Genomic DNA, 19,706 nt, shown 5'->3' with positions numbered 1-19,706 from the left:
ACTGGGTGCCACCCCTTGATCGTTCATCGAGCGAAATCAGTCGTTCCGGAGTACGCTCATCTGAGCGGAAAACCGCACCTGTGGGCGCGGTTGCCTTCAAGAAGTGAAAACATACGGCCGACTTCGCTTGCCAAGCCTTGACTTTCGATCCGCTGGCGGACGAGTGGTTACAGGCGCATGACGGACAAGTGGACGTACCCAGGCACCTTCGATCTGGGTATGTTCCTGGCCGTCAGGGCAGCCACCGTGGCCTCAAGGAGTCGAGACCCGTGTCGGAAAACAAAGAACCCCACGTAGCGAAGTTCGTTTACGACTTCACCGAGGGCAACAAGGACCTCAAGGACCTTCTCGGCGGCAAGGGCGCCAATCTCGCCGAGATGACCAACCTCGGTCTCCCGGTCCCTCCCGGCTTCACGATCACCACGGAGGCCTGCAAGGTCTACCTGGAGAGCGGCGAGGAGCCCGCGGCACTGCGTGACGAGGTGAGTGCACACCTCGAAGCCCTCGAAGCGAAGATGGGCAAGAAGCTCGGCCAGGCCGACAACCCGCTGCTGGTCTCCGTCCGCTCCGGCGCCAAGTTCTCCATGCCCGGCATGATGGACACGGTCCTCAACATCGGCCTGTCCGACAAGTCGGTGCAGGGCCTGGCCGCCCAGGCCGGCGACGAGCGGTTCGCCTGGGACTCCTACCGCCGTCTCATCCAGATGTTCGGCAAGACCGTCCTCGGCGTCGACGGCGAGCTGTTCGAGGAGGCCCTCGACAAGGCCAAGGCCGCCAAGAAGGTCACGGTCGACACCGACCTGGAGGCCGCGGACCTGAAGAAGCTGGTCACCACCTTCAAGAAGATCGTCAAGAAGGAGGCCGGCCGGGACTTCCCGCAGGACCCGCGCGAGCAGATGGACCTCGCCATCAAGGCGGTCTTCGACTCCTGGAACGGCGACCGCGCCAAGCTGTACCGCCGCCAGGAGCGCATCCCGCACGACCTGGGCACGGCCGTCAACGTCTGCTCGATGGTCTTCGGCAACCTCGGCCCCGACTCCGGCACCGGCGTCGCCTTCACCCGCGACCCCGCCTCCGGCCACCAGGGCGTCTACGGCGACTACCTGCAGAACGCCCAGGGCGAGGACGTCGTCGCGGGCATCCGCAACACCGTCCCGCTCGCCGAGCTGGAGCAGATCGACAAGAAGTCGTACGACCAGCTCATGCAGATCATGGAGACGCTGGAGAACCACTACAAGGACCTCTGCGACATCGAGTTCACGATCGAGCGCGGTCAGCTGTGGATGCTCCAGACCCGGGTCGGCAAGCGCACCGCCGGTGCCGCCTTCCGCATCGCCACCCAGCTGGTGGACCAGGGCCTGATCGACGAGACGGAGGCGCTCCAGCGCGTCACCGGCGCCCAGCTGGCCCAGCTGATGTTCCCGCGCTTCGACGAGCAGGCGAAGGTCGAGCAGGTGGCGCGCGGTATCGCCGCGTCCCCGGGTGCGGCGGTCGGCAAGGCGGTCTTCGACTCGTACACGGCGGTGAAGTGGTCCCGCTCGGGCGAGAAGGTGATCCTGGTCCGCCGTGAGACCAACCCCGACGACCTGGACGGCATGATCGCGGCGGAGGGCATCCTCACCTCCCGCGGCGGCAAGACCTCGCACGCGGCCGTCGTCGCCCGGGGCATGGGCAAGACCTGTGTCTGCGGCGCGGAGGAGCTGGAGGTCGACACCAAGCGCCGCCGCATGACGGTCCCCGGCGGACACGTCGTGGAGGAGGGCGACCTGATCTCCATCGACGGCTCCTCCGGCAAGGTCTACCTGGGCGAGGTCCCGGTCGTCCCGTCCCCCGTGGTGGAGTACTTCGAGGGCCGGATGCACCCGGGTGCCGACGACGCGGACGAGCTGGTCGAGGCCGTCCACCGCATGATGGCCTTCGCCGACCGCAAGCGCCGCCTGCGGGTGCGCGCCAACGCGGACAACGCCGAGGACGCGCTGCGCGCCCGCCGCTTCGGCGCCCAGGGCATCGGCCTGTGCCGCACGGAGCACATGTTCCTCGGTGAGCGCCGGGAGATGGTCGAGAAGCTGATCCTCGCCGACACGGAGGAGGAGCGCGAGGCCGCCCTGCGGGAGCTGCTGCCCCTGCAGAAGAAGGACTTCGTGGAACTCTTCGAGGCGATGGACGGCCTCCCGGTCACCATCCGCCTGCTCGACCCGCCGCTGCACGAGTTCCTCCCCGACATCACGGAGCTCTCGGTCCGGGTGGCCCTGGCGGAGTCCCGGCAGGAGCCGCACGAGAACGACCTGCGCCTGCTCCAGGCGGTGCACCGCCTGCACGAGCAGAACCCGATGCTGGGCCTGCGCGGTGTGCGCCTCGGTCTGGTCATCCCCGGCCTGTTCACCATGCAGGTCCGCGCGATCGCGGAGGCGGCGGCCGAGCGGAAGTCGGCGAAGGGCGACCCGCGCGCCGAGATCATGATCCCGCTCGTCGGCACCGTCCAGGAGCTGGAGATCGTCCGCGAGGAGGCGGACCAGGTCATCGCCGAGGTCGAGGCGGCGACCGGTACGCAGCTCAAGCTGGCCATCGGCACGATGATCGAGCTGCCGCGCGCCGCCCTGACGGCGGGCCAGATCGCGGAGGCGGCGGAGTTCTTCTCCTTCGGCACGAACGACCTGACCCAGACGGTGTGGGGCTTCAGCCGGGACGACGTGGAGGCCTCGTTCTTCACGGCGTACCTGGAGAAGGGCATCTTCGGCGTCAGCCCGTTCGAGACGATCGACAAGGACGGCGTCGGCTCCCTGGTGAAGGCGGCCGCGGAGGCCGGCCGGCGCACCCGCCCCGACCTCAAGCTCGGCGTCTGCGGCGAGCACGGCGGTGACCCGGAGTCGGTCCACTTCTTCCACGAGGTGGGTCTGGACTACGTCTCCTGCTCCCCGTTCCGTATCCCGGTCGCCCGGCTGGAGGCCGGCCGCGCGGCCACCCAGTCGGCGGGCAGCGACCACCGCTGACCCACCCGGTCCCCGGAGCCGCCGCTGGTCCCCGACCCTCACCGATCGGCGGCGGCTCCGGCGCACGAAAGAGGAGGGGCGGCACCCCGTGCGGGGGGTGCCGCCCCTTCGGTGCGCCGAGGGTCAGAGGCCGCCGGTGTTGAGCAGCCGGTTGGGGGTGTCGGGGCGGACACCGCGCACGACCCCGCGGGTGGCCGTGCGGTCGAGCCAGACGTGGACCTCGTGGGCCGTGGCGTGGGGGTGTGCCGACAGGTACAGCGCGATCACGCCGGTCGCATGCGGCGCGGCCCAGGACGTGGCGCCGTCGTTCTCCGTGACCGTACCGCCGCCGGCGAGGGCGGAGGTCACCTTCTGGCCGGGGGCGTACAGGTCCACGCACCGGCCGTAGCCCGATCCGTAGGACTCGGTGTCGCTCCACACGCGGTCGTTCGAGGTGGAGGCTGCCACGACGATCGTGCCGGGGACGCCGGCCGGGGAGTGCTTGCAGGCGTCGTCATGGAAGTTGCCGGCCGACACCACCGTCGGGATCCCCGCGTCGACCATCTTCTTCACGGCGGACTCCAGGGCCGCCGACCGGTGGTCGAGGTTGAGCGACATGTTCACCACCGCGGGCTTCTGCGCATGTGCGGTCACCCACTTGACCGACTTCACCAGGGCCGCCTCGGCCTCCCCGGGGGAGCCGCCCGCGTCGCTCTCGCACCGGATGCCCTGGACCCGTACCAGCTCCGCCTTGGGGGCCACCCCGTACTTCGCCCCGCCGATGATGCCCGAGACGAACGTGCCGTGGCCGACCCCGTCCTCGTTGGAGCAGTCACCGGAGTCCTTCCGGCCCACGAAGTCGGCGCCGAGGTGGGCGCGTCCGCCGAACTCCGTGTGGGAGACGTCCATCCCCGTGTCGATCACGTAGACGTGCACGCCCTTGCCGGTGGCTGTGGTGGTGAGCTTCCCGTTCAGCGGCCGTGACCGCTGGTCCAGGATGTCCAGGTTCCACGGCACGTGGCGGGTGAGGCGCGACACCCCGGTCGGCGCGACCCCGGACAACTTCGCCACGGCGCCGGGAGACGCCGGCACCGAACCGGACGACGACCCGTCCCCGGAGGGCGCCGCCGACCCCGCCCTCCCGTGCGCGGGGAGCTTCCCGCCGCTCCCTGCGGCAGCCGCGTCGGCTTGCCCGCCACAGGCCGAAACCCCCAGTGCCGTCGCCATGGCCACCGCCACGAGACCGGCCTTCGTCACGTTCCGCGTCACAACGTCCCCCCGTATCCCCGCGCGGTGCGCAGTCGGCACCCAAGACGACGGCCGGCGGGCGGACGGTTCCCCCGGCTTCGGGCCTGCCGAGGACCAGCCGTGTGAGGGGAACGCCGGCAGCTCACCGCTCGGGCCGGTCCACCCGGGACGCCGTGAGCCGATGCGTCCGTCGTCCGGTCACGCGGACGGCGATCGGGGGGTGTTCCCGGGCCTCCACGGCCGGTACGAGAGCCCGGCCGGCCGGTCAGTGGGGGGTCAGGAGGCCGTTCACCAGGGCACGCAGCCCCTGCTCGTAGGTGTCCTGCGACGTCAGGGCGGCCCAGCGGGGCGCGGCCCGGGACAGGTGGGGGAGTTCGGCCGGGTCGAGGCCGGCGAAGACCTGGTCGCGGTAGACCGGGCGGTCGTCGTCCGTGCGGCGGCGGGCCGCCGTCGTGCGGACCAGGATCTCGCCGGCCGTGTAGTACCAGATCGCCCGGTAGCCGTGGACGGCCTGGTCGAGGGTGAGACCGCAGGCCGTCAGGCCGGCGACGATCTGTTCCACGAACCAGAGGGCGGAGGTGGACATCAGGTCGTCCGCCGTCAGGACCTCGACGATCCAGGGGCAGGCGGCCAGTACGTCGTGGATGGCGAGGGCCGCGGTGAGGACGCGGTCGCGCGGGTCCGTCGGCGGGGGCTCGGGGCGGCGCAGGGAGCGGGCCGCGTGGTCGTCCAGCAGGAGCAGCAGCAGCTCCTCCTTGTCGCGGACGTGGTGGTACAGGGCCATCGGCGTGCTGCCGATCCCGGTGGCGAGGCGGCGCATGGTCAGGCGGTCCACGCCTTCCTCCGCCACGATCCGGCGCGCCGTCCGGATGATCTCCTCGCGGGAGATACGGGCAGGTCGGCCGGTGGTCTTGCGGGGGGCGGGCGGTCGCGGCATGAGGTCATCATCCCCCAGGCGACGGGGACTTCGGGGCGCGGGTGTCGACACCGGGGTGGCCCGCGCGCTAGTTTTCTTACATGTATAGAAACTTACGCGGCCGTCCGGCGACCGTGCTGGCGGCGGCTGCCGTCGCCCAGTTCGTCGTCGCCCTGGACATGGCCGTCGTCAACGTCGCCCTCCCGGCGATCCGCTCCTCGCTCGGATTCGCCCCGCTCGACCTGTCGTGGGTCGTCCACGTGTACGCGCTCACCTTCGGCGGGTTCCTGCTGCTCGGCGGCAGGGCCTGCGATCTGTTCGGCCGGCGCCGGCTGTTCGTGGCGGGGCTGGTCGTCTTCGGGCTCTGCTCGCTCGCGGGCGGACTCGCCGGGGAACCCTGGCAGTTGGTTGCCGCCCGCGCGGGCCAGGGAGTGGGCGCGGCGGCCACCGCGCCAGCCGCCCTGGCGTTGCTGACCACCACCTTCACCGAGGGGCCGCGACGCGTGCGCGCCCTCGGCGTCTGGAGCGGGGTGAACGCCGTGGGCGGCGCGCTGGGTGTGCTGGCCGGCGGAGTGCTGACCGAATACGCGGGCTGGCGCTGGGTCATGCTGGTCAACCTGCCCATCGTGGCGGCGGCACTCGTCCTCGTGCACGCCGCCGTGGCCCCCGAGCCCCGGCCGGCACGGTGTGAGCGGCTGGACGTGCTCGGCGCCGTCCTGGCGACCGGCGGTATCGGGCTGCTGGTGTTCGGTGTCGTGCGGACCGACGTCAACGGGTGGGCGACCGCAACGACCTGGGAGACGCTCGCCGTCGCGGGCGTGCTGCTCGGTGCCTTCGCCGTGGCCGAGTCACGGTCCCCCGCCCCGCTGCTGCGGCTCGGCCTGCTGCGCAGCCGCTGGGTCGCCGGGGCGAACCTGCTGGTGTTCCTGGCCGCGGCCGGGCAGTTCACCGCGTTCTATGTCGTGTCCCTCTACCTCCAGCAGGTGCTGGGTCTCGGCGCCGCGGCGACCGGTGCCGCGTTCCTGCCGTTCTGCGCGGGTTCGGTGGCGGCCACCGTCGTGGCGACCCGCATCACCGCGCAACGGTCGCCGCGCGCCGCGCTGGTGCCGGGCACGCTGATCGCCGCCGCGGGCATGGCCTGGTTCGCCGGCATCAGCCCGCACGGCGCCTTCGTCACCGACGTGCTCGGCCCGTCCGTCCTCACGAGCATCGGCATCGGGCTGATCTTCGCGCCGGTGGCCGCCGCCGCGACCACCGGGGTCCGTCCCGGCGAGGCCGGCATGGCCTCCGGCGTCCTCAACAGCGCCCGGCAGCTGGGCGGTTGTGTGGGCCTGGCCGCCCTGGCCACGGTCGCCGCCCACCGCACCGGCGCGGCCACCGGGCCCGCCGCGCTCACCGACGGCTACGCGCTGGGTCTCGCCGTCACCGCCGCGCTCTTCCTGCTCGCGGCGGTGGTCGCGGTCGGCGTCCTGCCCCGCCGCCGGACCACCGGCGGTCCGGCGCCCGCCCCTGCCGAGGCACCCCGACTGGAAGGAACCCCGTCATGACCACCACCGCCATCGACCTGTTCTCCTCGGCGCTCCAGTTCCGCCCCGACGGTGACGTCCGCGCCGCCGCCCGGCGGATGACGGACGGCGACCCCGGGGTCTGGCAGATCGCCACCTTCCACGTGGAGACGGACGCCGACGTCCACGCCGACCACTGGGAGATCCACCCCGACGGCGAGGAGGCCGTCTGCTGCCTGTCCGGCGGGGTCCGGCTGTACGTCCGGCCCCTCGACGCGGACGCCCCGGAGGAGATGGTGCGGCTACGGCCGGGCACCGCCGTCATCGTGCCCCGCAACCGCTGGCACCGGCTCGAACTGGACGCCCCCAGCGACCTGATGTCCATCACCCGCCGCACCGGCTCCCGCCAGGAGCGGCGCGACGACGCCCGCTGACGCGCGCCGCGGACCGGCGTCTCCTCCCGCAGGAGCGTGCCGGCGGCGGGACCGGGCGCCGGGACGCTCACCCGGCTGGTGCGGCTGCACGAGCTGTTCGTCGCGGCGGGCGTGGAGCGGTCCGGGACCGACAAAGGGACCGCGGGGCTCAGGCCGTCGAGCCGCCGTCGATCACCAGGTCGGCGCCGACCACCGAGGCCGCGTCGTCCGAGGCCAGGTACAGCACCGCGGCGGCCACCTCCGCGACGGTGGAGACCCGGCCGAGCGGCACCTCGGTGCGCATCCGCGCGGCCCGGTCGGCCTCGCTCTCCCCGTCCCGGAACGACATGTCGGTGGCGGTGGCGCCGGGGCTGACGGCGTTGATGCGCACGCCGTCGGCGATGTGGTCGAGGGCGGCGGCGCGGGTGAGGACCGAGACGGCCGCCTTGCCGGCGGTGTAGCCGGCGGCGCCGGGCAGCCGGCTGTGCACACCGAGCCGGGAGGCGATGTTGACGATCGCACCGCCGTCCGGCTGGGTGCGCATGCGCGCGATCTCGGCCTGGAGCGCGAGGAAGACCCCGGTGACGTTGACGTCGAGCATCCGGCGCCAGTCAGCCTCGGCCAGGTCGCCGACCGCCTTCCCCCGCCCCTCGAGGATCCCGGCGTTGTTCACCGCCACGTCCAGCGAGCCGAACCGGTCCACAGCGGTGGCCACCAGGGCGTGCAGGTCGTCGGCGCGGGAGACGTCGGCGGTCACGGCGAGCCCCTTGCCGCCCTCGCCCTCGATCAGCGCCAGGGTCTCGTCGAGCGGGTCACGGCGCCGGCCGGCGACGACGACCTGGGCGCCCTCCCGGGCGAGGGCGAGCGCCACCCCGCGGCCGATGCCGGAGCCGGCGCCGGTGACGAGAGCGGTGCGGCCGGAGAAGCGGTGCGTCATGATGAGTATCCCTTTTCTTGACCGATCGGTTCAATATGAGGGGCCAAAAAAACGCGCCTCCCACCGGAAGCGCGTTCTCCGACGCCTTTGGTCAGGTGTCCAGCAGTGCCAGGGCCTGCTCCGCCGCGTCCCGCACCCGGGCCGGGTCCGCGGAGGCCTTGCCGACCACCCGCAGGCCCTGGAGCAGCACCAGCAGCAGGCGGGCGAGGGCCAGGGGGTCGCGGTCCGCGGTCAGCTCGCCCTGCGCCTGGGCGCGCACCAGGGCGGAGTGCAGCAGGGTCTCCAGGGCGCCCCAGCTGTGCTCCACCCGGCGGGCGGCCTCCCGGTCGTGCGGGGCCAGTTCGACCGCCGTGTTGGTGACCAGGCAGCCCTGCTCCCGGGTCGCCTCGGCGGTGGCCTCGGCGGCGAACCGCCGGACCAGCGCGCGCACGGCCGGCAGCACCGGGCCGGGCGTGGACAGCTCCCGCGTCATCCGCGGGTTCTGCGTCTGCCCGTACCGGTCCAGCGCCCTCAGGTACAGCTCGTGCTTGCTGCCGAAGGTGGCGTACAGGCTCGCCTTGCCGATGCCCAGGTGCTCGACCAGGTCGGCCATCGACGTCGCCTCGTAGCCGCGCTGCCAGAACAGCTCCAGGGCTGACTGCAGCGCGGCGTCCGGGTCGAATTCCTTGGTCCTGGCCACGTCTTGAAGCCTAGACTTACTGGAACGTCCGGTCAAGAAACCTACAGGGCGCGCACCTCGTACGCGGTCACCCGCACCGACGCGTCGTCCAGGCACTCGCCGGTGGCCAGGTCGAAGCGCTGCTTCAGCAGCGGGGACGCCACGAACGGGCGGCCCTGGTGGGTGCCGGTCAGGCCGCGGGACAGGACGGCCGCGCCGGTGAACGGGTCCCGGTTGTCGACGGCGTACAGCCGGTCCGCGCGGTCGCGGAACAGCGCCACCTGGCGGCCGTCCGGCAGCAGGGCGGCCACCCCGCGGCCGGGAACCAGCGTGCTCAGGTCGCAGACCGTGAACCACTCGTCCGCCAGCTGGAGCTGGACCTTCAGTTCGGTCGTCTCAACTGCCAGGGTCATCGCTGGGCGCTTCCTTCCAGGACGTCGTCGGCGGGCCGCACACCGATGTTCAGCAGCGGCAGGTCGGGCTTGATCTGGTCGCGCTCGGGGACGAAGGAGACGACCGGGTCCGGGGTGTCCGGCGCGTTCACGAAGGACACGAACCGGGCCAGCTTCTCGGGGTCGTTGACGGTCTCCGCCCACTCGTCGCGGTAGTGGGCGACGTGCGCCTGCATGAGCTTCTCCAGCTCGTCGCAGATGCCGAGCGAGTCGTGCACCACCACGTCCCGTACGTGCTCCAGGCCGCCGGGGATGCGCTCCAGCCAGGTGCTGGTCCGCTCCAGACGGTCCGCCGTACGGATGTAGAACATCAGGAACCGGTCGATCAGCCGGACCAGTTCGGCGTCCGACAGGTCCTGCGCCAGCAGGTCGGCGTGGCGCGGGGTGGCGCCGCCGTTGCCGCCGACGTACAGGTTCCAGCCGTTCGCGGTGGCGATCACGCCGAAGTCCTTCGACTGGGCCTCCGCGCACTCGCGGGCGCACCCGGACACGGCCGACTTCAGCTTGTGCGGGGACCTCAGGCCCCGGTAGCGCAGCTCCAGGTCGATCGCCATCCGGACCGAGTCCTGCACGCCGTACCGGCACCAGGTGGAGCCCACGCAGGACTTCACCGTGCGCAGCGACTTGCCGTAGGCGTGGCCGGACTCGAAGCCGGCGTCCACCAACCGCGCCCAGATCAGCGGAAGTTGCTCGACGCGGGCACCGAACATGTCGATCCGCTGACCGCCGGTGATCTTCGTGTAGAGGCCGAAGTCCCGGGCGATCTCGCCGATCACGATCAGCTTCTCGGGCGCGATCTCCCCGCCGGGGATCCGCGGCACCACCGAGTACGAGCCGTTCTTCTGGAGGTTGGCGAGGAAGTGGTCGTTGGTGTCCTGCAGCGCGGCCTGCTCGCCGTCCAGGACATAGCCGCTCGCGCCGATCGTCGGGGCGAGGGAGGCGATGATCGAGCCGACCGCCGGCTTGCACACCTCGCAGCCGTCACCGCCCCGGGCGCCCTCGCGGCCGTAGCGGTCCAGCAGTTCCTGGTACGACGTGATGCGCAGCGCGAGGACGATCTCGTACAGCTCCTCGCGGGTCTGCGCGAAGCAGCCGCACAGGCCCTTGTCGACCTCGACGCCGGACGCCTCCAGCTCGGCGTCGACCAGCTGGCCGAGCACCTTGACACAGGAGCCGCAGCCCGTACCGGCCTTGGTGCACTTCTTCACCTCGGGCACCGAGGTGCACTTGTGCTCGGTGACCGCGCCGCGGATCGTGCCCTTGCTGACGTTGTGGCAGGAACAGATGATCGCCTCGTCCGGCAGTGCGGACGGGCCGAGCTGGGCCCCCGAGTCGGCTCCGGCGGGCAGGACGAGCGACTCGGGGGAGATGGGCGGCACCGAACCGGTGAGCGCGCGCAGGGTGCCGTACGCCTCCGCGTCACCGACCAGGATGCCGCCGAGCAGCGTGCCGTCCCGGCCGATGACCAGCTTCTTGTACAGACCGGCGCGGGAGTCGGAGTAGACGACGTCCAGGCAGTCCTCGGTGGTGCCGTGGGCGTCGCCGAAGGAGGCCACGTCCACGCCGAGCAGCTTCAGCTTGGTGGACAGGTCGGCTCCGGTGAAGGAGGCCTCGTCGCCGGCGATCGCCGCCGCCGCCGTCTCCGCCTGCTCGTAGCCCGGCGCCACCAGGCCGTACACCCGGCCGTCCGCGGCCAGGGCGCACTCGCCGATCGCGAACACGTGCGGGTCGGAGACGGTCCGGCACTGCTCGTCCACCGTGATGCCGCCGCGCTCGCCGACCGTGAGGCCCGAGGCGCGGGCCAGCTGGTCGCGGGGGCGGACACCGGCGCTGAACACCACCATGTCGGTGGCGAGTTCGGAGCCGTCGGACAGCTTCATGCCGGTGACGGCGCCGGTCTCGTCGACGACGATCTCCTGCGTGCCCACGCCGGTGTGCACGCTCAGGCCCATGCCCTCGATGGTCCGCAGCAGCGCCGTGCCACCGCCGTCGTCCACCTGGACCGGCATCAGCCGCGGCGCGAACTCCACGATGTGCGCGTCGAGCCCGAGCCCCTTCAGGGCGCCGGCGGCCTCAAGGCCGAGCAGGCCGCCGCCGACGACGGCGCCCGTGGTGGCCTTCGTCTTCGCGTACTCCTCGATGGCCAGCAGATCCTCGATGGTCCGGTACACGAAGCAGCCGGTGGCGTCCTTGTTCGGGACCGGCGGGACGAACGGGTAGGAGCCGGTGGCCAGCACGAGGACGTCGTAGTCGACGGTGAGACCCGAGCGGGCGGTCACCCGCTTCGCCTCGCGGTCGATCGTCTCGGCCGGGTCGCCGATGCGCAGCTCGATCCCGTGGTCCTTGATGAACTCCATGTCGGTCATGGAGAGGTCCTCCGGCGTCTTCCCGGAGAAGTACGAGGTGAGCTGCACGCGGTCGTAGGCCGGACGCGGCTCCTCGCACAGCACGACCACGCGGTGCGTGGCGGTCAGGCCGCGCTCGGCGAGCGCTTCGAGGAAGCGCTGGCCGACCATGCCGTGGCCGACGAGCACGATCGTGGGGGTGGCCCCCAGGGTGGCGGACATTCAGGAGCCTCCATCGTTGGTGAGCAGGTGGAGCAGGGGACCGTCGTCGGGGAGCGGCTCTGCTCCCTCCCAGGCGCGGGCGAGCGCGCCGACGGTGCCGAGTTCGCCGACGAGGACCCCGCCGACCAGGCGGTCGTCGCGGACGACGACCTTGCGGTAGGTGCCCCGGGTGGCATCGGTCAGCCGCACGACGTCGTCGCCGGGGCGGGCCTCGGTCTCGCCGAACGCGGCGAGGTCGAAGGGGGAGTCGGCACCGGTCAGGGTCAGCCGGGTCAGGGAACGGGTGCCGGTGTAGCGGGCACCGGGGTCACCTGCCAGCAGTTCGGCGAGTGCGTCGGCCTGTTCGAGGGCCGGGGCGGCCAGGCCGTAGACCGTGCCGTCGTGCTGGGCGCAGTCGCCGATGGCGTGGATGTGCGGGTCGGAGGTGCGCAGCTCGTCGTCCACGAGGACGCCCTTGTGGACGGCCAGGCCCGCCTGCTCGGCGAGGCCCGTGCGCGGCCGTACCCCGCAGGCCAGGACCACGAGGTCGGCGTCGAGGGCGTAGCCGTCGGCCAGTTCCACCGAGCGGACCGCACCGGCGACGCAGCGCACGTCCCGGACCCGGCACTCGGTGTGCACCTCGACGCCCAGATCGGTCAGGTGCCGCAGCACCAGCCGGGAGGCGTCCGGGTCGAGCTGGCGCTCCATGAGCCGTTCGGCCTGCTGGGCGAGCACCACCTGGGCGCCGCGGACGGCGAGCGCGCGGGCGGCGGAGACCCCGAGCAGCCCGCCTCCGATGACGACCGCCCGCACACCCGGCCGCACCGCCTTGGCCAGGCCCAGGCAGTCGTCCAGGGTGCGGAACGCGTGGACGCCCTCGGGGAGCTGGTGGTCCGCGGTGAACAGGCCGCGCAGCGGGGGCAGTACCGGGTTGGAGCCGGTGGCCAGGACCAGCGCGTCGTATGCGATCGACGTGCCGTCGGCGCAGTCGACGGTCCGGGCGGCCCGGTCGATGCCGGTGACCCGGGTGCGCAGCAGGCCCGCGGGCGGCGGGAGGGTGATCACCTCCGGCGCGTACCGGCCGGCCAGCACCTCGGCCAGCAACACCCGGTTGTACGGGGCGTGCTCCTCGTCGCCGACGAGCAGCGCGGGCGTGCCCAGGTCGCCGAGCCGCCGGGCGAGCCGTACGCCCGCGAGGCCGGCGCCGATCACCACCACACGCGTATTCGAGGTCATGTCCCGAGCGTGCGGCCCCGACGTTACCCGGCAGCATCACCTCTGTTTCCTGGGAGGAACGCTGCCCTCAGCGGGAAGGGGCGGGAGGTGTGAGGGGGTGCGCCGGTCGTGCGTGGGCGAGCGAGGGTCCGGCGTCCGTGAGTGCACGGGCGCCGGACCCCACGCATGTCAGTACGCGCGCGACACGATGGCGACGTTCCCCGGCTGGTCGTCGCGCTCGGGGACCGAACCGTCCGCGGCGACGAGGCACCGCACGGACACGCCCTGTTCGGCAAGGGCCGCCTCGCCCTCCGGACCCAGCGTGGCCCAGGGAATGCGAGCCCAGCCGGTGGCCGCGGCCTCTGCGGCCTCCTCGATCGTGGTCGTGTCGACCGTGCGGTCCTTCCGGCGCTCGCGGGACTGCGCGAGCAGGAGCGCCTGGTCCTCCTCCAGGGCCTTGGGGAGCAGCGCTTCGAGTTCCCCGATCCGCACCGGCTCCTTGCCGCCGGGGATACGGCGGGCCAGCATCGCGGTGCCGTTCTCCAGGTCGCGCGGGCCCACCTCGATACGCACCGGTACACCCTTGAGTTCCCAGTCGACGGCGCGACGGCCGAAGGGGATGTCGGTGCGGTCGTCGACCTGGACGCGCACACCCGCGGCCAGGAGCCTGTCGCTGATCTCACGGACCTTGGCGATCACCTGGTCGTCGCCCTTGATCGCGAGCACGACGGCCTGGACCGGCGCCAGCCGGGGCGGCACGCGCAGTCCGCTGTCGTCGCCGTGTGACATGATCAGGCCGACGACCATACGGGTCGACGTACCCCAGGAGGTCTGCCACACCAGCTCCTGCTTGCCGTCCTTGGACAGGTACTGGGTGTTGAAGGCCTTGGCGAAGTTCTGACCCAGCTCGTGGCTGGTGCCCATCTGCAGCGCCTTGCCGTCGCCCATCATGCCCTCGAGGGTGAGGGTGTTGATCGCACCGGCGAAGCGCTCCTTGGCGGTCTTGCGGCCGAGGACCACGTCGATGCCCAGGACGTTGACCATGAAGTCGTGGTAGACGTCCCGGTGGATACGGGCGGCGTAGTCGCGGGCGTCCTCATAGGTGGCGTGGGCGGTGTGCCCCTCCTGCCAGAGGAACTCGGTCGTACGGAGGAAGACACGCGGACGCATCTCCCAACGGACGACGTTCGCCCACTGGTTGATCAGCAGGGGCAGGTCGCGATAGCTCTGCACCCACTTCGAGAAGTACTCGTTGATGATCGTCTCGGAGGTGGGCCGGACGACGATCGGCTCCTCGAGTTCCTTGCCCCCGCCGTGCGTGACGACCGCCAGCTCGGGGGCGAAGCCCTCGACATGCTCGGCTTCCCTGGTCAGGTACGACTGCGGGATGAAGAGCGGGAAGTACGCGTTGGAGGCACCCGCAGCCTTGATGCGGGCATCCATCTCCTGCTGCATCCGCTCCCACAGCCCGTACCCGTACGGTCGGATGACCATCGTGCCGCGCACTGGGCCGTTGTCGGCCAGCTCGGCCTTGCTGATCAGTTCCTGGTACCAGCGGGGGAAGTCTTCCGCCCGGGGGGTGAGAACGGGTGCCTTTGCCATAGCGCGCATGCTAAAGCGCGGGTGCACCCGTGCGCGACTTGCTTCTCCAGGGGGACACCGGCCGCCCGTGGAGCGAGGCCGGGGCGGCCCGGCGGTCACCCGGCGCGGAGCAGGTCCACCAGGCCGGTGGTGTCCTCCGTGGCGTGGCCCGCCGCCAGGCGGTCGCGCATCAGGCCGAGGAACGGGGTGAGCAACTCCGCGCTCACGCCCTGCTCGTGGGCCGTGCGCAGCAGCGTCTCGCTGCCGGCGACCTGCATCGCCAGGTTGGAGACGACTCCGGTGGTGTAGTCGCCGGACGCCAGTCGTCCGGCCGTCTCCTCCGCCGTGCCGGCCATCGCGTTCAGCCAGGGCACGAGCAGCGCGGCGAAGTCCCGGGGCGCCACCTCCGTCCCGCGCAGCAGCGCGAACGCGTGGGTGATCCCCGCGAACATGCCGTACATCCCGCTCAGCAGCGCCACGTCGTGCAGCGCGGCGAGACCGGGGTCGGCGCCGACGTACTCGGTGCCGGCCGGGACGGCGAGGGTGTCCCGGTGCTCCTCGAACAGCTCCTGGTGGCCGCTGTAGAGCACGAAGGCGCCGGGCGCGCCGATCATCGGCGGTACGGCCATGATCCCGCCGTCCAGGAACCGGGCGCCCCGCTTCTCGGCCCAGGCGGCGCGCTCCCGGGCGTCGGCGGGGGTGCCGGTGGTGAGGTTCACCAGGTCCCGGCCGGCCAGTTCGGCGGAGTCCAGCGCGGTGCCCACCGAGGCGTCGTCCAGCAGACAGGCCACGACGAGCCGGTTCGCGGCCACCGCCTCCGCCGCGCTGCCCGCCGCCACCGCGCCCTCGGCGGTCAGCGCGGCCGTCCGCTCGGGCGTGCGGTTCCACACGGTCAGCGGATGCCCGGCGGCGAGCCAGGCGCGCCCGAGCGCGGTGCCCATCGCACCGGTGCCGAGCAGGGTCAGGGGAGTACGGGGCGTGGAGGAAGGGGAGTTGTCGGTCATGCGACTAGGCTCGCCCGTGGAGCCGCCGCGCAGAAGTACGTACTTCCAAGTGGGTGGTTACCAGCGGGAAAGCGTGCGGGTCGGAAGGGGGAGGACCATGCCGGTGGGGCGGCGGCCGGGGGCGTACGTGTGCGGGACCGACGCGGCGATGGACATCATCGACGGCAAGTGGAAGGTGTCGATCCTGTGGGTGCTGGGCGAATGCGGCACATGCCGCTTCGGTGAGCTGCGCCGGCAGCTGCCCGGCGTCACGGAGAAGGTGCTCGCCGCGCAGCTGCGCGAGCTGGAGGCCGACGGCGTCGTGCACCGCCGGGACTACGACGAGGTGCCGCCCCGCGTCGAGTACGCGCTGACCGAGAGCGGCATCCAGTTGAACGCGGCACTGGAGCCGCTCGGCAGCTGGGGCGTGCGACACGTCCTGGGCGGGGCGCCGGCGCCGCACTGAGCCCCCGGGCGCCGCACCGGGTCTTCAGCGGCTGCCCGTCAGGTGGGCGAACACCACGACGTTGCCCTGGTAGCCGGTGGTCCTGGAGTAGCCCCCGCCGCAGGTGATGACGCGCAGTTCGGGGCGGGGGGCCGCGCCGTACACCTTGTCGTCGGGGAAGGCGCGCGCCGAGTACACCTCCACCGCGTCCACGGTGAACACGGCCACCGTGCCGTCCCGGCGGTCCACCTCGATGCGGGCGCCCCGCTTCAGCGCGCCCAGGTCGTAGAAGACGGCGGGGCCCTCGGTGTTGTCGACGTGCCCGGCGACGATCGCGGTGCCCGTCTCGCCGGGGGTGGTGCCGGCCTCGTACCAGCCGGCGAGGTTCTTCTCCTTGGCGGGCGGCGCGTCCAGGCTGCCGGAGCGGGTCAGGGCCAGACCGATCAGGGGTGCGTTCACCCGGATCGCGGGAATGCGGATGCGCAGGGGCGGGGACGGGGGGAGCGCGGGGGCACCGGCCCGTGCACCGGCCGGATCCGGGCGGCCCTCGGCGGCCGCGGGCTGTGGGGGCGTGTCCGGACGTGTGCCGCCGCCCAGCAGCCACACCCCGGAGCCGAGCGCCACGGCGGTGACGGCGGCTATGGCGGTGTCGCCGAGCCGGGCGGCCCTGCGGCGCCGGCCGCCGCTGCCGCACCCAGCGCTTTTGCGCATGGCAAACCCCTCTCCCGGGGGCGGGCCCCCGAAGCACCCTCCCCCTCCGGGCCGCGAGGGGCGTCGGACCCGGAGGGGGCGGGATGTGCGGTACCGGCGGACGGACAGCGGAGGGTGTCCGTCAGATCCCGTCGCCTCTCGCCCGGCGATGCAGGAGCCAGGTACCGCCCGCGGCGGCGACGGCCAGAGCCGCCACGCCCGCCGCGGTCTGCACGGGGTCGGTGCCGAGTCCGCCACCGACCCCCGTCTTCACGCTTCCCCGCGGCTGCACCTGCCCGTGCGCCGCGCTCAACGCCACCACCAGATCGCCCGCCACCTGCCGGTCGCCCACGGCACACCGGGCGACGATCTCGTACGTCCCCGGCTGTGCGCTCGGCGGCACCCGGAACTGGCCGATCGCCTCGCCCTCGTGCGTGCTGGGCGCCAGCGTGAACGTGCCGGCACCGACCGCGCTCGCGTCCCCGGTCGCGGCGCCGGTGTCCCCGCACGCGGCGGTGTTCACCGAGACCTGGCCGCCGGGCGCCACGGTGGACGGGTACACGTCCAGACGGCCGGTTCCGGTGGCGTGGGCGGGTGCCGCGGCGGCCACGGCGAGCGCGGTACCGGCCAGCAGACGGGCAGTGCGTCGCATGGTGCTCCCCAGAGCTTGTCCGACTCGTCCAGGGGTGCGCCCCTGCCCTACCGAGGTAAGTCGCAGTCGGGGAGATCCGCTTCCCGGGGCGGGCCCGGGAATGCGGTGAACGGGTGGCGCGAACGGCCCCCCACACGGCCTAGCCGGGGAGGGTTCCGGCAGGTCAGGGCCGTGTGAGGGGCCGGGTGCGAAGAGCACACGATTGGCCTCCACCCGCCGGCCGCACCCCGTGCGCGGGGCGGCGGCCGGCCGTGGCGCCGCTCGCGTCAGGTGACGTTGACCGCGCTCCAGGCGGCGGCCACCGCGTTGTACTCCGTGCTGCCCGCGCCGTAGAGGTCCTTGGCGGCGTTCAGGGTGGCCGTGCGGGCGCCCTTGTAGTTCGTGGAGGACGTCATGTAGACCGTCAGTGCCCGGTACCAGATCCTGCCGACCTTGTCCCGGCCGATGCCGGTGACCGTCGAGCCGTTGTACGTCGGCGAGTCGTAGCTGACGCCGTTGATGGTCTTCGCGCCGCTGCCCTCGGCGAGCAGGTAGGCGAAGTGGTTGGCGACGCCCGAGGAGTAGTGGACGTCGAGGTTCCCCACCGACGAGCTCCAGTAGTCGGCGGAACTGCCGTCCTTGGACGGCTTGTCCATGAAGCGCAGGGCCGCCTTGCCGAAGCCGGGCTTCACGATCTTCTCGCCGATGAGGTAGTCACCGGGGTCGGAGGAGTTGTTCGCGTACCACTCCACCATCGTGCCGAGGATGTCGGAGGTGGCCTCGTTCAGGCCGCCGGACTCGCCGGAGTAGGTCAGCGCGGCGGTCTTGGACGTGACGCCGTGGCTCATCTCGTGCCCGGCGACGTCGAGGGCGACCAGCGGTCCGAAGGTGGTCCCGTCACCGTCGCCGTACGTCATGCAGAAGCAACTGTCGTCCCAGAACGCGTTGTTGTAGTTGCTGCCGTAGTGGACGCGGTTGTACGAGCCCTTGCCGTCGCCGGCGATGCCGCTGCGGCCGTGGACGTATCGGTAGTAGTCCCAGGTCTCGTCGGTGCCGTACTGGGCGTCGACGGCGGCGGAGGAGCGGTCCGCGGTGGTGCCCGTGCCCCAGTGGTTGTCGGCGTCCGTGAACAGGGTCGCGGGGGCCCGGCTGAAGCAGATGCCGAAGAAGCACAGGTCGGTCTTGCCCTCGGCGTCACCGGTGTAGGTGTTGCCGCGCGTGGGGTCCTTCAGCTGGTACGACGACCCGGACTGGGTCGACTCCAGCGGCACGGTCCCGCTGTACAGGGACCTGCCGTCGCCGGTGGCCGTCTCGATGCTGTCCCAGGCGTCGATCTGCGCGCCGGTGCGCGCGTCGGTGAGCACGGTGCGGGCGACGGGGTTGCCGAGCGAGTCCAGGGCCACCGCGTTGGTCCGCCAGGCCAGCCGGGGGGTGCCGTGCAGGGCGTCGACCACCAGCTCCGGCTTGGCCTTGACCTGCTTCAGCTTCTCGCCGAGGTTGGCCGCGCGCAGGGCGTTCACCGCGAGGCCGGCGGCCCGGGGGCCGGAGACCTGGGGGGTGACGGAGGGCACGGAGACGGCCTGCCGGGTGGCGCGGTCGGCGCCGCGGTAGGCGCCGTCCGGGGCCAGGTGGACGACGAAGTCGCCGCCCAGGACCGGGAGTCGGCGGTAGGTGCGGTCGTAGCGGACGTGCTGGGTGCCGTCCTTGTCCACGATCACGTCACGGACACTGGTGTCCTGGGTGGAGGTGAGGCCCAGCGACGAGGCGTGGGCCAGCAGGGCCGACGCCGCGTTCTCGACCGCGGTGGCCCGGGTCGGTCTGCCGTCGGCGTGGGCGGCGGGGGAGAGGCTGACGGCCAGCAGGGTCGCGGTGGCGAAGGCGACACCGGCGGTGGCTGTGCGACGGGTTCCTCGGACGTGCTGCCGTATCCGGCTCATCTGTCTCCTCGGGGAGGCGCCAGGCTAGGCGTGGGGGTTGGCGCTCGTGTCCCCGAGATTTAAGTGGCCATGACATGTCGTGTCCATAGACTCTTCATGGAGATGTGTGGGGAGCCGGCGGGGGTACAGAATCGTTTCCGTGATCGCCGAGGACCCCCGCGAGGACTTCCGCCCCCTGCCCTTCTTCGTCTACGGCACCCTCCGCCCCGGCGAGGTCAACCACGATCTCCTCCTGCGCGGCCGAACCCTCGCCGAGGAACCGGGGCACCTCGCCGGCGCCGTGCTCTACGACGGCCCCGGCTACCCGTACGCCGTCGAGGAGCCCGGCGGAACCGTGCGCGGGGAACTGGTGACGGCCCGGCCGGAGGCGTACGAGGAGCTGCTCGCCGCCCTGGACCGGCTGGAGGAGTACGTCCCGGGCGACCCCCGCAACCTCTACGTCCGCGCGGCCCGGGACGTCGTACGCGCCGTCGGCGGCACCGCCCGGGCCTGGGTGTATCTCGCCGCCCCGGGTGTCGCCGCCCGGCTGCGCGCCACCGGCACCCGTATCGCGGACGGCGACTGGCTCTCCCGCCGCTGA

Annotated in this window: 17 protein-coding genes; 5 read left to right on the top strand and 12 right to left on the bottom strand. The window is 72.3% G+C overall.

Annotated elements, in window-relative coordinates:
* The first annotated feature begins 269 nt into the window (after positions 1-269).
* The gene (gene ppdK / locus S1361_RS13690; RefSeq protein WP_208032134.1) at positions 270-2,990 is read left to right on the top strand and encodes a pyruvate, phosphate dikinase; all 2,721 of its coding nucleotides are present in this window, start codon (positions 270-272) and stop codon (positions 2,988-2,990) included.
* A 123-nt stretch (positions 2,991-3,113) separates the two neighbouring features.
* Here the strand turns inward: ppdK and S1361_RS13685 are convergent, their stop codons facing one another.
* Positions 3,114-4,040: a S8 family peptidase gene (locus S1361_RS13685; RefSeq protein ID WP_243769165.1), complete on the bottom strand. Its 927-nt coding sequence runs from the start codon at positions 4,038-4,040 to the stop codon at positions 3,114-3,116.
* A 442-nt stretch (positions 4,041-4,482) separates the two neighbouring features.
* The gene (locus S1361_RS13680; RefSeq protein WP_208032133.1) at positions 4,483-5,154 is read right to left on the bottom strand and encodes a TetR/AcrR family transcriptional regulator; all 672 of its coding nucleotides are present in this window, start codon (positions 5,152-5,154) and stop codon (positions 4,483-4,485) included.
* Between the two features lie 80 nt (positions 5,155-5,234).
* Between S1361_RS13680 and S1361_RS13675 the strand changes: the two genes are divergently transcribed.
* Together S1361_RS13675 and S1361_RS13670 are read left to right on the top strand one after the other, a co-directional pair.
* Positions 5,235-6,680, top strand: coding sequence for an MFS transporter (locus S1361_RS13675; RefSeq protein ID WP_208032132.1), 1,446 nt, complete (start codon positions 5,235-5,237; stop codon positions 6,678-6,680).
* The gene (locus tag S1361_RS13670; RefSeq protein ID WP_208032131.1) at positions 6,677-7,072 is read left to right on the top strand and encodes a cupin domain-containing protein; all 396 of its coding nucleotides are present in this window, start codon (positions 6,677-6,679) and stop codon (positions 7,070-7,072) included. Before S1361_RS13675 ends, S1361_RS13670 begins: the two co-directional genes overlap by 4 nt.
* A gap of 148 nt (positions 7,073-7,220) precedes the next feature.
* Here the strand turns inward: S1361_RS13670 and S1361_RS13665 are convergent, their stop codons facing one another.
* The 7 genes from S1361_RS13665 to S1361_RS13635 all read right to left on the bottom strand — a co-directional run bounded on the left by S1361_RS13665 (position 7,221) and on the right by S1361_RS13635 (position 15,444).
* Positions 7,221-7,988, bottom strand: a complete 768-nt coding sequence (locus S1361_RS13665; RefSeq protein ID WP_208032130.1) for an SDR family NAD(P)-dependent oxidoreductase — start codon at positions 7,986-7,988, stop codon at positions 7,221-7,223.
* Between the two features lie 91 nt (positions 7,989-8,079).
* Positions 8,080-8,667 (bottom strand): TetR/AcrR family transcriptional regulator, encoded by a 588-nt coding sequence (locus tag S1361_RS13660; protein WP_208032129.1) that lies wholly within the window; start codon positions 8,665-8,667, stop codon positions 8,080-8,082.
* Positions 8,668-8,708: 41 nt separating this feature from the next.
* Positions 8,709-9,059, bottom strand: a complete 351-nt coding sequence (nirD, locus tag S1361_RS13655) for a nitrite reductase small subunit NirD (RefSeq protein ID WP_208032128.1) — start codon at positions 9,057-9,059, stop codon at positions 8,709-8,711.
* Positions 9,056-11,665 (bottom strand): nitrite reductase large subunit NirB, encoded by a 2,610-nt coding sequence (gene nirB / locus S1361_RS13650; RefSeq protein WP_208032127.1) that lies wholly within the window; start codon positions 11,663-11,665, stop codon positions 9,056-9,058. Before nirB ends, nirD begins: the two co-directional genes overlap by 4 nt.
* Complete coding sequence (locus S1361_RS13645) at positions 11,666-12,880, bottom strand: NAD(P)/FAD-dependent oxidoreductase (RefSeq protein WP_208032126.1); 1,215 nt, start codon at positions 12,878-12,880, stop codon at positions 11,666-11,668.
* Positions 12,881-13,048: 168 nt separating this feature from the next.
* The gene (gene proS / locus S1361_RS13640; RefSeq protein ID WP_208032125.1) at positions 13,049-14,461 is read right to left on the bottom strand and encodes a proline--tRNA ligase; all 1,413 of its coding nucleotides are present in this window, start codon (positions 14,459-14,461) and stop codon (positions 13,049-13,051) included.
* A gap of 95 nt (positions 14,462-14,556) precedes the next feature.
* Positions 14,557-15,444, bottom strand: a complete 888-nt coding sequence (locus tag S1361_RS13635; protein ID WP_208032124.1) for an NAD(P)-dependent oxidoreductase — start codon at positions 15,442-15,444, stop codon at positions 14,557-14,559.
* A gap of 97 nt (positions 15,445-15,541) precedes the next feature.
* Between S1361_RS13635 and S1361_RS13630 the strand changes: the two genes are divergently transcribed.
* Positions 15,542-15,889, top strand: coding sequence for a winged helix-turn-helix transcriptional regulator (locus S1361_RS13630; protein WP_208032123.1), 348 nt, complete (start codon positions 15,542-15,544; stop codon positions 15,887-15,889).
* A gap of 24 nt (positions 15,890-15,913) precedes the next feature.
* Here S1361_RS13630 and S1361_RS13625 read toward each other — a convergent pair whose 3' ends face one another.
* The 3 genes from S1361_RS13625 to S1361_RS13615 form a co-directional block, all read right to left on the bottom strand.
* The gene (locus S1361_RS13625) at positions 15,914-16,579 is read right to left on the bottom strand and encodes a class F sortase (protein WP_208032122.1); all 666 of its coding nucleotides are present in this window, start codon (positions 16,577-16,579) and stop codon (positions 15,914-15,916) included.
* A gap of 121 nt (positions 16,580-16,700) precedes the next feature.
* Positions 16,701-17,210 (bottom strand): hypothetical protein, encoded by a 510-nt coding sequence (locus S1361_RS13620; RefSeq protein ID WP_208032121.1) that lies wholly within the window; start codon positions 17,208-17,210, stop codon positions 16,701-16,703.
* A 266-nt stretch (positions 17,211-17,476) separates the two neighbouring features.
* Positions 17,477-19,126: a M4 family metallopeptidase gene (locus S1361_RS13615; protein ID WP_208032120.1), complete on the bottom strand. Its 1,650-nt coding sequence runs from the start codon at positions 19,124-19,126 to the stop codon at positions 17,477-17,479.
* A gap of 139 nt (positions 19,127-19,265) precedes the next feature.
* On the opposite strand from S1361_RS13615, the gene S1361_RS13610 reads away from it, so the two are divergent.
* Complete coding sequence (locus tag S1361_RS13610) at positions 19,266-19,706, top strand: gamma-glutamylcyclotransferase family protein (RefSeq protein ID WP_208032119.1); 441 nt, start codon at positions 19,266-19,268, stop codon at positions 19,704-19,706.

The organism is Streptomyces cyanogenus, assembly GCF_017526105.1.
GTDB classification, from domain to species: Bacteria; Actinomycetota; Actinomycetes; order Streptomycetales; family Streptomycetaceae; genus Streptomyces; species Streptomyces cyanogenus.
This window is presented reverse-complemented; position numbering and strand designations above follow the sequence as displayed.

Bases quoted from the DNA above. Each gene is read 5' to 3' on its own strand.
- S1361_RS13675 (WP_208032132.1), top strand. From the start codon at position 5,235: ATGTATAGAAACTTACGCGGCCGTCCGGCGACCGTGCTGGCGGCGGCT.
- S1361_RS13645 (WP_208032126.1), bottom strand. From the start codon at position 12,880: ATGACCTCGAATACGCGTGTGGTGGTGATCGGCGCCGGCCTCGCGGGC.
- S1361_RS13615 (WP_208032120.1), bottom strand. From the start codon at position 19,126: ATGAGCCGGATACGGCAGCACGTCCGAGGAACCCGTCGCACAGCCACC.
- S1361_RS13625 (WP_208032122.1), bottom strand. From the start codon at position 16,579: ATGCGCAAAAGCGCTGGGTGCGGCAGCGGCGGCCGGCGCCGCAGGGCC.
- S1361_RS13635 (WP_208032124.1), bottom strand. From the start codon at position 15,444: ATGACCGACAACTCCCCTTCCTCCACGCCCCGTACTCCCCTGACCCTG.
- S1361_RS13630 (WP_208032123.1), top strand. From the start codon at position 15,542: ATGCCGGTGGGGCGGCGGCCGGGGGCGTACGTGTGCGGGACCGACGCG.
- nirB (WP_208032127.1), bottom strand. From the start codon at position 11,665: ATGTCCGCCACCCTGGGGGCCACCCCCACGATCGTGCTCGTCGGCCAC.
- nirD (WP_208032128.1), bottom strand. From the start codon at position 9,059: ATGACCCTGGCAGTTGAGACGACCGAACTGAAGGTCCAGCTCCAGCTG.
- S1361_RS13670 (WP_208032131.1), top strand. From the start codon at position 6,677: ATGACCACCACCGCCATCGACCTGTTCTCCTCGGCGCTCCAGTTCCGC.
- S1361_RS13620 (WP_208032121.1), bottom strand. From the start codon at position 17,210: ATGCGACGCACTGCCCGTCTGCTGGCCGGTACCGCGCTCGCCGTGGCC.
- S1361_RS13665 (WP_208032130.1), bottom strand. From the start codon at position 7,988: ATGACGCACCGCTTCTCCGGCCGCACCGCTCTCGTCACCGGCGCCGGC.
- S1361_RS13680 (WP_208032133.1), bottom strand. From the start codon at position 5,154: ATGCCGCGACCGCCCGCCCCCCGCAAGACCACCGGCCGACCTGCCCGT.
- proS (WP_208032125.1), bottom strand. From the start codon at position 14,461: ATGGCAAAGGCACCCGTTCTCACCCCCCGGGCGGAAGACTTCCCCCGC.